Origin of the sequence: Streptosporangium sp. NBC_01469, assembly GCF_036227305.1 — a bacterium.
GTDB lineage: Bacteria > Actinomycetota > Actinomycetes > Streptosporangiales > Streptosporangiaceae > Streptosporangium.
This window is the reverse complement of sequence record NZ_CP109465.1, coordinates 8,678,022-8,691,032: the sequence shown is the minus strand read 5'-3', so window position 1 is coordinate 8,691,032 and position 13,011 is coordinate 8,678,022. Positions and strand designations below refer to the sequence as shown.

Genomic DNA, 13,011 nt, shown 5'->3' with positions numbered 1-13,011 from the left:
CTTTTGGGACATCCCAAAACCCAGGGTCGGACCAGGCCGGATGCGACGCGACGTGATAGGGAGCACGCATGCGCGATGATAATTCAAGGTCAGACGGTCTCGTCGACCTTGAGGGGCTCTCCCTGGAGAAGCTCACGGAGGTCGACGAGGCCTGGCTGCGGAGGATGCTGGAGCCGTTGCTGCTGGAGACGGCGGAGCCGACGGCGGGATTCACGAGTTCGATCTGAGGAATCACCTTGCCGTTTCACGCGGGTTGCGGCAGAAAGGTGATCGTGAATCATTCGTCCACTCCGGTCGCGCCGGCGATACAAGGGGTGCCTTCCCGCGCGGGGGGGATTGACCGTGCCAATAGAGTCGTACGGCATCGAGTCCATGACCTGATTGGACCTGCCGTCCGTGAGGTGGTGCCCTGCGTGCACGACATGGGGGAGGCCGAGTGGGAGCGCCTGCTCGACCAGTTGAACAGCGGAGACTGCACGCCCTTCCTGGGGTCCGGGGCGTGCGTGGGGACTCTGCCGACGGGGACGGCACTGAGCCGCGACATGGCGCGCCGCTGGGACTACCCCTTCGCCGACGACCACGACCTTCCCCGGGTCACGCAGTTCGCGGTGATGAGATATGGGGACTCCGTATATGTGAAGAGGCGCATCTGCGACGAGCTCGACGCCGGGGGTGCGCCCAACTTCCTCGACCCCCTCGAACCGCACGCCCTGCTGGCGAGCTTTCCCCTTCCGGTGTATCTGACGACGAACTACGACGACTTCATCCTGCGCTCGCTTGAAGCGGTGGGGAAAAGGCCGAATGTGGCCATTTGTCCGTGGAACAAAGGGCTGGCCTACGCGGAGGATCTGTTCAGCAGCGAGGCGGGCTGGAATCCCAGGCCCGAGGCCCCGCTCATCTACCACCTGCACGGCAACCTGCAGGATCCGGCGTCGATCGTGCTGGCCGAGGACGACTATCTGGAGTTTCTCACCAACCTCGCGGTGGACGGCGTCGCGGGCGGCCAGCGAATGCTGCCGACCTCCATTCTCGCGGCGCTGACCAGAAGACCCCTGTTGTTCATCGGATACAGCCTGCAGGACTGGACGTTTCGCGTGCTCTTCCACGGGCTGTTGAAAGCCGTTCCCGGAATCAACCGCCGCAGGCACGTGAGCGTCCAGCTCGCCCCCTCGCTCGCCAGCACGAAGGCGGACGTGCTGGAGGTCCAGCGCCAGCTGGCCAGATACTACGAAGACTGGCGGATCTCCATCTTCTGGGGGACGGCGGAGGAGTTCTGCCGTGAGCTGCGCCGGCGGATGGGACCGGTGCCGTGACCCCCGACGTGACCCCCGACCGCGGCCGGCCGGACGCGGCCGACCAGCCGTACGTCGGCCTGCGGGCCTTCCGTCGCGAGGACGGCTCCAAGTTCTTCGGCCGCGACAGGGAGTCCTGCGAGGTCTCCGACCTGTGGCAGGCCGGGCGCCTGACCGTGCTGTACGGGCCGTCCGGCGTGGGCAAGACCTCGCTCATCCAGGCCGGGGTGCTCCCGCTGCTGGACGCGGGCAGGACCGACGTCCTCCCGATAGGGCGGGTGTCGCACGGCTCGCCCTTCCCGTCCGCGGCGCTCTCGCGGCACAACCCGCACGTGTTCGCGCTGCTGTCGTCGTGGTCCCCCTCGGAGACGCCAACCCGGCTGGCCGGGCTGACGATCCGCGAGTTCCTGAGCCGGCGCCCGCCGCGCCAGGATCCGTACGGCGACCCGGTCCTCACCCTGGCCGCGATCGACCAGGCGGAGGAGCTCTTCGGCGACTTCGCCCACCGCCAGCCGTACCGGGAGTGGTTCATCAGCCAGCTCGTCGAGGCGCTGGACGACGATCCGAACCTGCGGCTCCTCGTCTCGATCAGGGAGGACCACCTCGCCTCGATCCTTCCCCACGAGCCGAAACTGGCGGGCATGGCCAGAAACCGGTTCTCGCTGACCGCCCTCGGCCCGGCCGCCGCGGTCCGGGCGACCGAGGGGCCGCTGGAGGGGACGGGCCGCTCGTTCGCCCCCGGCGCGGCGCGGGGGCTGGTGGACGACCTGCGCATGATCAGGGTCGGCAGGGCGCTCGGCGGCGAGGAGGTCGTCGCCGACGCCAAGGCGGTCGAGCCCGTCCAACTGCAGGTCGTGTGCTCGGCCATGTGGCGCTCGCTGCCCGAGGACGTGCGGGTCATCTCCTCCGACCACGTCCGCAGGTTCGCCAACGCCGACCGGTCGCTCACCGACTTCTCCGAGCGGATGATCGCCGAGGTGGCCCACGACCACTTCGGAGACGACGTCGCCGAGCTCAGGAGCTGGCTGCGCCGCTGCTTCATCACCGAGCTCGGCACCCGCGAGGTCGTCTACCAGGGGGAGACCGTCACCGCCGGCATGCCGAACGCGGTGGTCAGGGCGCTGGTCGACCGCCACATCCTGCGCGAGGACATCAAGGCCGGCACGCGATGGTGCGAGTTGTCGCACGAGCGCCTCATCCAGCCGATCCTGCAGAACGACCACGTCGTCGTGCGGGCCGAGAGTCGGTCCTTCCCCGACGACTACCTGCGGGCCGCCGAGCTCTCCTTCCGCGACGGGGAGTTCGCGCTGGCCGCGAAGCAGGCCGAGGAGGCGCTGGCGCGGTGCGGGGGCAACACCAGGATGCGCGCGGAGATCGAGTCCTTCCTCGGCAACGTCGCGCACCGGCGGGAGGACTTCGAGAAGGCCGTCTCCCACTACCGCAACGCCGCGGTCCACTTCGAGACGCTGGGGGCGACCTCGGCCGTCGGCGGCCTTCTCGCCGGGATCGGCAGGCTGCGGCTGGCCCAGGGACGCTCCTCGGTCGCGGTCCGGGAGCTGTACTCGGCGATACGCCGGGTGCCCAACGACCTGAACATCGAGACCGAGCTCGCCTGGGCGCTCTGGTACGACGGTCACCCCGACGCGGCGCGCGACGTCCTCAACGACGTCCTGGGCAGGGAGGGGAACATCACCGAGGCGTTGCGAGCGCGGGGCGAGATCCTCGCCGGGCTCGGCCGGGCGGAGGCGGCGCTGCGCGACCTCGACCGGGTCCGGCCGCTGCAGTGGCCGTCCACCCGGGCCGCCCACGCTCTCGCGCTGGCCTTCCTGGGGCGTTTCCCCGAGGCGGAACGGGAGATCAGGGCGGTGCTGGCCGAGGCGGGAGATCACGGTCCGGTGCTGTTGTACGCCGCCCGGGTTCACGCCCTGGCCGGTGACGCCGCGTCGGCGGCCGATCTGGTCCTGAGGGCGAGGGCGGCGAGAGCACCCAGCCTGCCTGCCCATCTCGCGGCCGAAGCGACTCGGCTGCTCGCCACGTTGTGAGCACCCGCGCGGCCACGTGGGCACCGGTCGCCCTCACCTTCCTAGCCGTCCCGGCGAGACCGAGCCGCGCGTGAAGGCGCAGCAGTGACGTGCACGTCACCACGGTGGCGACGGCGAGCATCAGGACGGTCAGGATGACGGCCGCCGTCCGGATGCCGAACACGGCGACCAGGATCCCGCCGAGCGGGGCGGCGACGCACACGGCGCCGTGCGCGACGAGCCGGTGCACGCTCACCACCCGCCCGAGCTTGCCCTTGTCGACGGTGTCGACCTCGAAGGTCCTGATGGCCACGTTGCTGAGCGCCCCGGCGCACCCGGTCAGCAGTATCGCGAGCCCGAAGAAGAGCGGCCCCTCACCGTAGGCCGCGACGAAGAGCGCCAGCACCCAGATCCACAGCTGGGCGAAGAGCGTGAAGTTCCTCGGTTCGAGCCTGAGGTAGGGGGCCAGGCCCGATCCCGCCACGCCGCCCACGCCCCCGGCGGCCAGGACCAGGCCGACCTGGTACGAGGGCAGGTTCGCCGACCCGGCGATGAAGATCATGATGAGCGCGTTGATCATCAGGTTGGTGACCATCGTCAGGGCCATGGCCCTGCGGAGGAACGGGTGCCTGGAGAGCTCGTGGAAACCGTCGGCTATCTCCCGCAGCAGGTGCCGTCCCGCCAGGCTTCTCACGCCGCCGGCTATCTCGCGGATCGCGTGCAGCTGCGGCCGGCTCCTCCTCTTTCCCGGTTTCCCCGGCTTCCCTGGCTTCCCCGGCTTTCCCGCCGCCACGCTCAGCGGGGAGAGGAGGGCGAGGAAGAACAGCGCCGCGTTCACCGCGAAGGACATCGCGTGCATGACCCCGAAGAGCCACCCCCCGAGCGGCCTGCCCGCCAGCACCGCGATGTGCGAGATCGTCTCGCTCCTGGCCATCACGAGGGAGACCTGGTCCTTCGGGACGAGGGACGAGATCAGCGCCGTCTCCGCCAGCGAGTAGACCACCCACAGCGTGCCCTCGAGGAAGGCCGCCGCCAGAAGGTGCGCCAGCGACGGGCGGCCGAGAACGAGCGCGAGGAACACGGTGAGGACGATCAACCCTCGCAGCGTCTCGGTGAGGAGCATGAGCGAGCGCGGGTTCACCCGGTCCGCCAGGACGCCCGCCGGGATGTAGAAGACCAGAATGGGGAAGGTCAGGGCGAAACTGGTCCAGCCCGCCTGGACCGGAGAACCGGTCAGGGCCAGTGCCAGGAGGGGATAGGCGACACTCACGGCTCGCGATCCCACGGTCGAGAACGTCATCCCCAGCCAGACGCGGGCGAATTTTCTCATCGGCTAGTTCGAAGTCGCTCTCTGATCCCGGGCCCCAGCGCGACCTGGTCGCCCGCCGTCCTCCCCGTCTGCGTCCTAGGGAACACCTCACAAGGCAATGGAGGGAGAGAGCTATACGGACTCCCGCTGTTAGGTGAACGATGACAATTTCTTGACAAAAAGCCGCAGAAATCAACAACAATGAGAGCCCGTTCGCCAAAACGGGTCACAGTGGTGCCGCTAAGTCACTTGAGTCCCAAAAGCATAGCGCCGAAGAAGAGCAACCGGGAAAGGTCGTTCGTTTCCGCGCCCGGAAAAGTGGCGTTTGGGAGTCGTCGCGGGAAACCCCGTCCTGGCGGCACCCGGTGGCGTCCGGCGGCCGAACCGGAGCGGGCCGAAGGCGGCCGGGGCGGTCCGCCCGGTGCCCGGGTCGCTCGAGGCGTCCCCGGTCACCGCGCGGCGGTTCGCTCTCCGGGGCGGGGACGCGGTGCGGGCCCCCGCCCTTCCCCCGGGACCGTTCAGGACCGTTTCCGGGGTTTCCGGGGTTTCCGGTTTCCGGGGGAGGGGGCGGGGTTCAGGCCGGCAGCTGGGCGTCCAGGCGGTAGCCGTCCACGGTGACGTAGACCTGGTCGCCCGGACGGGCGTTCAGGCGCATCAGGACGGGTTGCAGCGAGTCGAAGACGGGGTGGTCCCGCCAGACCAGGACCACCGCGTTGTCGCCGGGGCCGGTGACCGACAGCAGCGTGCCGGGACGCATGCCCAGCTGGGTGGCGTACCCCTCGGGCACGGCCACCGGGCCACCCCGCAGGTGGTCGCTGGTCACCTCGATGCGCTGCCAGCGGCTCGGGTCGGACGACGGGCTCGCGGGCGGGTGGAGCTGGGCGCGCTGGCTGGTGATCAGGTGCGGCCTGGAGTTTCCGCTCGCCAGGGCCGACAGCGTGGCCAGGGCCGCGCGGGGGTCGATGGCGCCGGTGTTCACCTGCGGGATCGGCTGCCCGCCGCGGTGGTGGTGGCCGTTCGCCCCCGGGGTGCGGCGCGGCAGCTGCCTGATCTCCTCGGAGGTGCCCTCCTGGAGGGTCGCCTCCTGCACGATGCCCGCGGCGGCGAGGGCGTCCAGCCAGGGCTGGGCCGAGTGGGCCCGGATGCCGAGCTGGTGCTCCATGAGCCTGAGCGCGTCACTGTCGATCGGTTTGTTCGACAGGAGCTGGCGGGTCCGGTCGCGCAGACCGCCCAGGTCGCCCACGACGAGCCAGTCGTCCTGGAGCCGCCGGTCGGGCATGAGCGTGACCAGCACCCTCCAGAGCGGGGTCCGCAGGGTGGGGACCTCGATCGGGTGCGCGGGGTCGGCGCCGATGAGCTGGTCCTTGGTGGCGGCGGCGCCCAGCCACTCGGTCAGCCCGAACATGTGCCCGGTGAGCGGCGCGGACTCCGAGGAGCGCAGCCAGAGCAGGATGCGTTCCTCGGCGGCGCGCTGGGCAGTCGAGAGCGCGTCGCGGTCGGCGTTCAGCTTGTGCGCGAGCGCGCGCAGGCTGATCGGGTCGACCGCGAAGAGCCGTTCCACGGCGACCGCGCGCTCCAGCGGGCTCCAGTCGCGGAACATGTTGTCGACCAGACGCACCAGCGGGTAGTCGCCGAGGTTGACCTGGGGGGCGGGGGCGGCGGCGACCGGCTCAGGGACCGCCGGTTCGGGGACCGGGGCCTGCCGCTCCTCCTGCGGCACCGCCGGTGCCGACGGCTGGGCGGGGACCTGCGGCGCGGGTGTCTGCGCCGGGTCCTGGACCCGCTCCTGGAGCGGGACCTGGGCCGAGGCGGCGGCCGGCGCGGTGTGCTCGGCGACCGCCGGAATGCGGCTGAGCACCTCCCGGAACACGGCGGTGACCACGATCTCGGGGATCTCGGGAGAGGACGTCGCGGACCCGCTCAGGTCTCCCGGGGTCAGGCGGCGCAGGCGGTTCCAGCCGCCCAGGCCGGCGATGGCCGCGCGCGCGGGCTCCGGCCAGCCGGGCAGGGTGGGATCGACCGTGTGCACGTGCAGCGCGGGCAGCACGTCGCTCAACGGCAGATGATCCCAGCGTGACAGCGAGAGCCGGGCCAGCCTGTCGCAAACCCAGTCGAGCCCTGCGGCGCCGAGGGCCTTGGGCAGGGTGACCGACGACCACCAGCCGGCGGGCAGCCGGGGGTCGGCGAGGGCTTCGGCGACTTGCTGGGGACGGCTCCAGCGCAGGGCCGGGACCAGATCACTCAGGCAGATCGATGACTCGGCATCCATCGGCGGACCGTAACCTCCCCAAAGTGACGCGTGTGGCTAATGGTGCAGCTTACGCCGCAAGCTATCAATTGGTGTTAAGAGGGTAAAGCTCCTTAGTACCCAAATCAGACGGAAGGACACGCGGACGGCCACCCAGGACCGTCACGGCCTCCGCCCCGGCACGACGTCCGGCGTCCAGCGCGGCCTCGTCCGCGGCCCCGCTCAGCAGGGCCGTCAGCAGCCCGGCGGCGAACGCGTCCCCCGCTCCAATGGAGTCAATCACCTCGGTGGTGAGCGCGGGAACCCGAGCGGCCAACTTTCCGTCCCTGGCCATCAGCGCGCCGCGCGATCCGAGTTTCACCGCCGCGGCGCCGTAGCGGAGGCTCAGGCTCTCGGCCGCCTCCTCGGCGGTGGCCTCGCCGGTGAGCAGCAGCGCCTCGTCCAGGTTGGGGATGATCAGCTGGGCGGTCAGGGTCTCCCGGATGAACCGCTCGACGCCGAACGAGCGCAGGAAACCGGTCGAGGCGGGGTCCACGCTGATCGAGACACCGCGCCGGGACGCCTCGGCCATGGCCAGCCGGGAAAGCTGGAGCCCCGGCTCGGCGAACAGCGTGTATCCGGACAGATGGAGATGCCCCACACCGTCGAGCAGGGTCTCGTCCCAGTCGCCCGTGCCGATGTGCCCGCCCGCGCCCCGGTTGGTGAGCATGGAACGCTCCCCGGTCACGTCGACCATGGCGATCACCACCGCGGTGGGCCGGTCGGGGTCGACCCGCAGGTGCGGCCGTACCCCGAATCGTCGCAGCTCGGCGGCGTGCCAGTCGGCGGTGTCGAAGCCGGCCCGGGTCAGGATCCGCGCGTCGGCGCCCAGCCGGGCGGCCCAGGAGGCCGTGTTGGCCCCGGAGCCGCCGGGACGCAGCACGATGTCGGCGGCGGTGTCCGTCCCGACGGCCAGGCCGCTCCTGGCGGACCCGCCGTGAAGCGCGACGACGTCGGTCACCACGTCGCCGATGACCAGCAGACCCGTTCCGGCCACGGTGCCCTCAGTCTCCCCGGCTCCAGGAGGCCGCGATCTGCCCGGCGACGCGGGCGTTGCCCCGCACCGCGGCCAGATTCGCCTCCAGCGAGGCGCCGTCGGTGCCGCGTACCAGGTAGCCCAGGAGGAACGGGGTGATGGCCTGACCGGTGATCCGCCGCCGTTCCGCCTCGGCGAGGGCCTCGGCGAGGACCCGGTCGTGCAGCTCGGGGTCGAGCTGTTCGGCCAGCGGCACCGGGTTGGCGACGATCAGCGCGGTCTCCGGGCCGCCGAGCGCGTCCTGGGCCCGCATGATGTCCGCGGCCTCGTCCGGGGTCTCGATCCGCCAGTCGATCGGCTCGCCCGAGGAGTGCAGGTAGAAGCCGGGGAACTCGTCGGTGCGGAACCCCGCGATCGTGACGCCGCGCGTCTCCAGCCGCTGCAGGGTGGCCGGAACGTCCAGGATCGATTTCACGCCCGCGCAGACCACCGTGATGCGGGTCCGGCTCAGCGTGTCGAGGTCGGCCGACTCGTCCTGGCTCTCGGTCCACCCGCGGTGCACGCCGCCGAGACCACCGGTGGCGAAGACCCGGATGCCCGCCCTGGCGGCCAGGAACGAGGTGGCGGAGACCGTGGTCGCCCCGCTCGCCCCGAGCGCCGCCGCGGCGGGCAGGTCGCGGAAGCCCAGCTTGCGAAGCCCCGGCTCACCGGCGACGCGCTCCAGCTCGCTCTTGTCGAGACCGATGCGCGCCACGCCGTCCAGCACCGCGATCGTCGCGGGCACCGCCCCCGCCTCCCGGACGATCCGCTCCAGCTCCACCGCGACCTCGAGGTTGCGGGGCTGGGGCAGGCCGTGAGAGATGATCGTGGACTCCAGCGCCACGATCGGGGCACCCCGCTCCAGCGCTTCGGCCACCTCGCCGGAGGGGCGGAGCACGTTGGAGAGGGACTGTCGGGTGGTACGCATGAGCTGGTTCTGTCTCCTTGTCCGAGGTCGTAATCATTGCTTGCTTTTGGAACGGTGTAAACGACACCGTCTTCCCCAAAAAGAGCACGTTACGGCGGTTGCAGGGAGACGTCCACTCAAAGATCAGCCAATGACCACCACCCCGAGCAGTGAGATCCCGCCGATGATGGCCGTGGCGATCCCGCCCAGGAGCAGCGATCGCCCGCCCCGCGCGAGCCTCCTCAGGTCGACACCGGTGCCCAGGGCGAAGAGCGCCGCCGCGAGCAGCACCGTCGTCAGGCCAGGAACCGCCCGCGTGATCTCGTGCGGCACCATGCCCAGGCTCCGCGCCGCCACGGCCGCGACGAACCCGGCGACGAACAGCGGCACCACCGGCGGGCGCCGCACCGCCCTTCCGGCCTCGGCGGTCGCGGCACGGCGCAGGGAGACGGAGGTCAGCCCGACGATCGGGGCCAGCAGGACGACCCGGGCCAGCTTGACGGCCACCGCGCTCGCCAGCACGCCCGCTCCGGCCGCCGCGCCGATGGCCGCCACCTGCGCGACCTCGTGGACCGAGGCTCCCGCCCACAGGCCCAGCTGCTGCGGTGTCAGCCCCAGCGCCCCCGCGAGCAGGGGGAGCGTGACGATGGAGGCGCTGCCGTACAGCACGACCACGCCGACCGCGGCCGCCACGTCGTCGTCGTCGCTCCCGGCGACCTCGTGCATGGCGGCCACGGCCGCCGCCCCGCAGACGGACACGCCGGTCGCGATCAGCAGGGACCTGCGCGGGCTCACCCCGAGGCGGCCTCCGATCCACCGCGTCGCGGCGAACGTGACGCCGGTCCCCACGGCGACCACCGCCAGCGCCCGCCAGCCGAGCGCCAGCAGCTCCGGCAGCGCGATCTGCAGGCCGAGCAGCACGATCGCCAGGCGGAGCACCCGGCGGGAGGCGAAACCGAGCCCGGGGGCCAGCGACCGGTGCAGGCCGCCGAGGTTGGTGAGGGCGACCCCGAGGACCACCGCGATCACGGCGGCGCTCACCCCTGGAACGACCCTGGTCGCGGCCGTCGCCAGGACCACCGCGACGGCCGCGGCCGCGAGCCCCGGCGCGAGCGTCCCGAGCGCTCCGAGCCTCGCCGTCGCCGATATCGGTGCCGGTATCGGGCGTACGGGAGTCGGAGGGGCCTGCGCGGCGGAGCCGGGGGGACGGGTGAGGGGGGAGACGGGCATGCCCCGAGTGTCGGCGCGGCACCGGGAGGCCGGTAGCCGTCACCTTCCTGGAAGGTCATAGCCTGGCGCTATGAGCGAGCTGCCCGACCTCGAATCCCTGCGCCTGCTCGTCGACGTGGAACGCCTGGGCAGTCTCGGCCAGGCCGCCCGGGCCGCGGGCATCGCGCAGCCGTCGGTGAGCAAGCGCATCTCGCTGCTGGAACGCCGCCTCGGGCTGCCGCTGCTTGACCGCACCCCGCGCGGGTCCACCCTCACCCCGCAGGGCGTGATGGTCTCGGCCTGGGCCACGCAGGTGCTGGCCGCGGCGGAGGAGCTCATGCGGGGGGCGGAGGCGGTACGGCACGGCAGGGCCGCGCACCTGCACATCGCCGCCAGCATGACGGTGGCCGAGTACCTGCTGCCGCGATGGCTGGGGGAGCTCCAGGACCGCGAGCCCCAGGTCCAGGTCGGCCTGGACGTGCAGAACTCGGCCGAGGTGGCGAAACTGATCGGCGGGGAGATCGAGCTCGGGTTCGTGGAGGGGCCCTCGGTCCCGGCCGGGCTGGTGTCGAAGGTGGTGGCCACCGACAGGCTCGTGGTGGTGGTCGCGCCGGGGCACCCGTGGGCGCGCCGCCGCACCCCGCTGCTCGCCGCCGAGCTGGCCGCCACCCCGCTGGTCGTCCGCGAACGGGGGTCGGGCACCCGCGAGACGCTGGACCTCGCGCTCACCGGCCACACGGTCGCCCCCCCGAGGCTGGAACTCGGTTCCAACGCCGCGGTCAAGGGAGCCGCCCGCGAGGGCGCCGCCCCCGCCGTGCTCAGTGGCTACGCGGTGGAGGCGGAGCTGGCCACCGGCCGCCTGGTCGAGGTGCCCACGAAGGACATCGACCTCACGCGCCGCCTGCGGGCGGTCTGGCGCCACGGCCGTGCCCCCACCGGTCCCGCCGCCACCCTCCTCAGGATCACCCTCTCCGCCGCCCGCGAGCGGCAGTGATCTGGCCGGTCGTGATCCGGCCGCTCGTGGGTCGGTCGGCTGTGAATCGGCCTGTCGCGGATGGGCCGGTCACGGATCGGGGTGTCGGTCACGGATCGAGGTGAAGGTGGGCAGCGGCTGCGGGTGGGCGGTGGGCAGGTGGTGGCCGGGCGGTGGGCAGGCAGGGCGGCGGGACGGTCGGCGGGACGGTTGGCGGGGCGCTTGGGGCTGCCGATCTGGCGATATTTCGGGATATGGTGAATCGCATGGTGATGGTCGAGACGTCGGGTGTGCTCTGCCCCGAGCCGCACTGGCAGACAGGTCTCTGAGCGGCCGGAGCCCCCAGCCCCGCGTCCCTCACCTCACCCACCGGGAAGTCTCGTGCTCCGCTCTCGCTACGAAGCCGTGATCGTCGGAGGCGGCCACAACGGCCTGGTCGCCGCCACCTACCTCGCCCGCGCCGGACGGCGCGTCCTCGTCCTGGAACGTCTCGGTCACGTCGGTGGCCTCGCCGTGTCGGCGAGGGCGTTCCCCGGGGTCGACGCCCGGCTCTCGCGCTACTCGTACCTGGTCAGCCTGCTGCCCTCGAAGATCGTCGCCGACCTGGGACTCAGGATCGCGCTGCGCCGCCGCCGGTACGCCTCGTACACGCCGGTGGGGGACACCGGGCTGCTGGTCGACAACGGCGACGCCGCGCGGACCGCCGCCTCCTTCGCCCGGGTCACCGGAGGCACCGGAGAGCTGGAGGCGTGGCGGCGCTTCTACGGGATGACCGCCGACGTGGCCGAGCGGGTCGCGCCGACGCTGCTGGAACCCCTCGCCGACCGCGCGGCGATGCGGAACCTCGTCGGCGAGGAGGCCTGGCGCGACCTGTTCGAGCGGCCGATCGGCGAGGTGGTGGACGAGCGGTTCGCCGATGACACCGTACGCGGCGTGGTCCTCACCGACGCCCTCATCGGCACCTTTACCGACCCCTCTGACCCGGACCTGCTGGCCAACCGCTGCCTCCTCTACCACGTGATCGGCGACGGGACCGGTGACTGGAACGTCCCCGTCGGCGGCATGGGCGCGGTCTCCGGCGCGCTGGCCGACGCCGCCCGCGCCGCGGGGGCGGAGATCCTGACCGGCGCCGAGGTCCTCGCGGTCGATCCCTCGGGCGAGGTCGCCTTCCGCGACGCGGACGGGGAGCACACGGTGACGGGCGAGCGGATCCTGGCCAACGTGCCGCCCGCCGTGCTCGCCCGGCTGCTCGGAGACGCCGGGCCCGCCCCCGAGGGGGCCCAGCTCAAGGTCAACATGGTGCTCTCGCGGCTGCCGCGCCTGAAGGACCCCGGAGCGGACCCCGCGGCGGCGTTCAGCGGCACGTTCCACATCAACGAGGGCCGCGACCAGCTCGCCCGCGCGTACGCGGAGGCGTCGGCCGGGCGGATCCCCTCACTGCCCCCGGCCGAGGTCTACTGCCACTCGCTGACCGACCCCTCCATCCTCGGCCCGGAGCTGCGCCGGACCGGAGCGCACACGATGACGCTGTTCGGCCTGCACATGCCGGCCAGACTGTTCCGGGAGGACCCCGCGGGCGCGCGCGAGGCCGCGCTGCGCGCCACGCTCGCCTCGATGAACGGGGTGCTCGCCGAACCCGTCGAGGACTGCCTGCTGCGCGCTCCCGACGGCGGCCCCTGCCTGGAGGCCAAGACCCCCGTCGACCTGGAGAACGAGGCGGGCCTGCCCGGCGGGCACATCTTCCACCGCGACCTGTCCTGGCCGTACGGGGAGCCGGGGCTGTGGGGTGTGGAGACCGGTCTCGAACGCGTCCTGCTCTGCGGCGCGGGCGCCCGGCGCGGCGGCGGCGTCAGCGGCATCCCCGGCCACAACGCCGCCATGGCGCTGCTCACCTGAGCCCGGCCACAACGCCGCCATGGCGTTGCCTACTTGAGCTTGGCCACAACGCCGCCATGGCGCTGTTCACCTGAGCCCGGCCGCCGACCGGACCCGATCGCC

At 72.1% G+C, this 13,011-nt stretch carries 9 protein-coding genes and 1 pseudogene; 5 read left to right on the top strand and 5 right to left on the bottom strand.

Translation table 11 applies throughout. The annotated features are described in order from the left end of the window. The first annotated feature begins 68 nt into the window (after nt 1–68). The 3 genes from OG587_RS37805 to OG587_RS37795 all read left to right on the top strand — a co-directional run bounded on the left by OG587_RS37805 (nt 69) and on the right by OG587_RS37795 (nt 3,334). Complete coding sequence (locus OG587_RS37805) at nt 69–227, top strand: hypothetical protein (RefSeq protein WP_329083605.1); 159 nt, start codon at nt 69–71, stop codon at nt 225–227. Between the two features lie 195 nt (nt 228–422). Continuing rightward, the gene (locus OG587_RS37800; protein ID WP_329094122.1) at nt 423–1,313 is read left to right on the top strand and encodes an SIR2 family NAD-dependent protein deacylase; all 891 of its coding nucleotides are present in this window, start codon (nt 423–425) and stop codon (nt 1,311–1,313) included. Next, a complete protein-coding gene (locus OG587_RS37795; protein WP_329083604.1) occupies nt 1,310–3,334 on the top strand; it encodes a tetratricopeptide repeat protein in 2,025 nt (674 codons plus the stop codon). Before OG587_RS37800 ends, OG587_RS37795 begins: the two co-directional genes overlap by 4 nt. A 226-nt stretch (nt 3,335–3,560) precedes the next feature. Here the strand turns inward: OG587_RS37795 and OG587_RS37790 are convergent. The 5 genes and pseudogenes from OG587_RS37790 to OG587_RS37770 all read right to left on the bottom strand — a co-directional run. After that, nucleotides 3,561–4,643: pseudogene (locus tag OG587_RS37790) on the bottom strand (MFS transporter); the annotation flags it as partial. Nucleotides 4,644–5,196: 553 nt separating this feature from the next. Next, nucleotides 5,197–6,891, bottom strand: coding sequence for a hypothetical protein (locus OG587_RS37785; RefSeq protein ID WP_329083603.1), 1,695 nt, complete (start codon nt 6,889–6,891; stop codon nt 5,197–5,199). 64 nt (nt 6,892–6,955) lie between these two features. Further along, nucleotides 6,956–7,906: a carbohydrate kinase family protein gene (locus OG587_RS37780; RefSeq protein ID WP_329083602.1), complete on the bottom strand. Its 951-nt coding sequence runs from the start codon at nt 7,904–7,906 to the stop codon at nt 6,956–6,958. A 7-nt stretch (nt 7,907–7,913) separates the two neighbouring features. Beyond that, nucleotides 7,914–8,852 carry a pseudouridine-5'-phosphate glycosidase gene (locus OG587_RS37775; protein WP_329083601.1) on the bottom strand — a complete coding sequence of 313 codons (939 nt, stop codon included), beginning with the start codon at nt 8,850–8,852 and terminating at the stop codon, nt 7,914–7,916. A gap of 123 nt (nt 8,853–8,975) precedes the next feature. Continuing rightward, nucleotides 8,976–10,061, bottom strand: a complete 1,086-nt coding sequence (locus OG587_RS37770; protein ID WP_329083600.1) for a YeiH family protein — start codon at nt 10,059–10,061, stop codon at nt 8,976–8,978. Nucleotides 10,062–10,131: 70 nt separating this feature from the next. On the opposite strand from OG587_RS37770, the gene OG587_RS37765 reads away from it, so the two are divergent. Then, complete coding sequence (locus OG587_RS37765; RefSeq protein ID WP_329083599.1) at nt 10,132–11,034, top strand: LysR family transcriptional regulator; 903 nt, start codon at nt 10,132–10,134, stop codon at nt 11,032–11,034. 360 nt (nt 11,035–11,394) lie between these two features. Continuing rightward, the gene (locus OG587_RS37760; protein ID WP_329083598.1) at nt 11,395–12,909 is read left to right on the top strand and encodes a phytoene desaturase family protein; all 1,515 of its coding nucleotides are present in this window, start codon (nt 11,395–11,397) and stop codon (nt 12,907–12,909) included. The last annotated feature ends 102 nt before the right edge of the window (nt 12,910–13,011 follow it).

What these genes read in the sequence shown, in the direction of transcription:
- OG587_RS37805 (WP_329083605.1), top strand. Translation starts at nt 69, where the DNA reads ATGCGCGATGATAATTCAAGGTCAGACGGTCTCGTCGACCTTGAGGGG.
- OG587_RS37800 (WP_329094122.1), top strand. Translation starts at nt 423, where the DNA reads ATGGGGGAGGCCGAGTGGGAGCGCCTGCTCGACCAGTTGAACAGCGGA.
- OG587_RS37785 (WP_329083603.1), bottom strand. Translation starts at nt 6,891, where the DNA reads ATGGATGCCGAGTCATCGATCTGCCTGAGTGATCTGGTCCCGGCCCTG.
- OG587_RS37775 (WP_329083601.1), bottom strand. Translation starts at nt 8,852, where the DNA reads ATGCGTACCACCCGACAGTCCCTCTCCAACGTGCTCCGCCCCTCCGGC.
- OG587_RS37770 (WP_329083600.1), bottom strand. Translation starts at nt 10,061, where the DNA reads ATGCCCGTCTCCCCCCTCACCCGTCCCCCCGGCTCCGCCGCGCAGGCC.
- OG587_RS37765 (WP_329083599.1), top strand. Translation starts at nt 10,132, where the DNA reads ATGAGCGAGCTGCCCGACCTCGAATCCCTGCGCCTGCTCGTCGACGTG.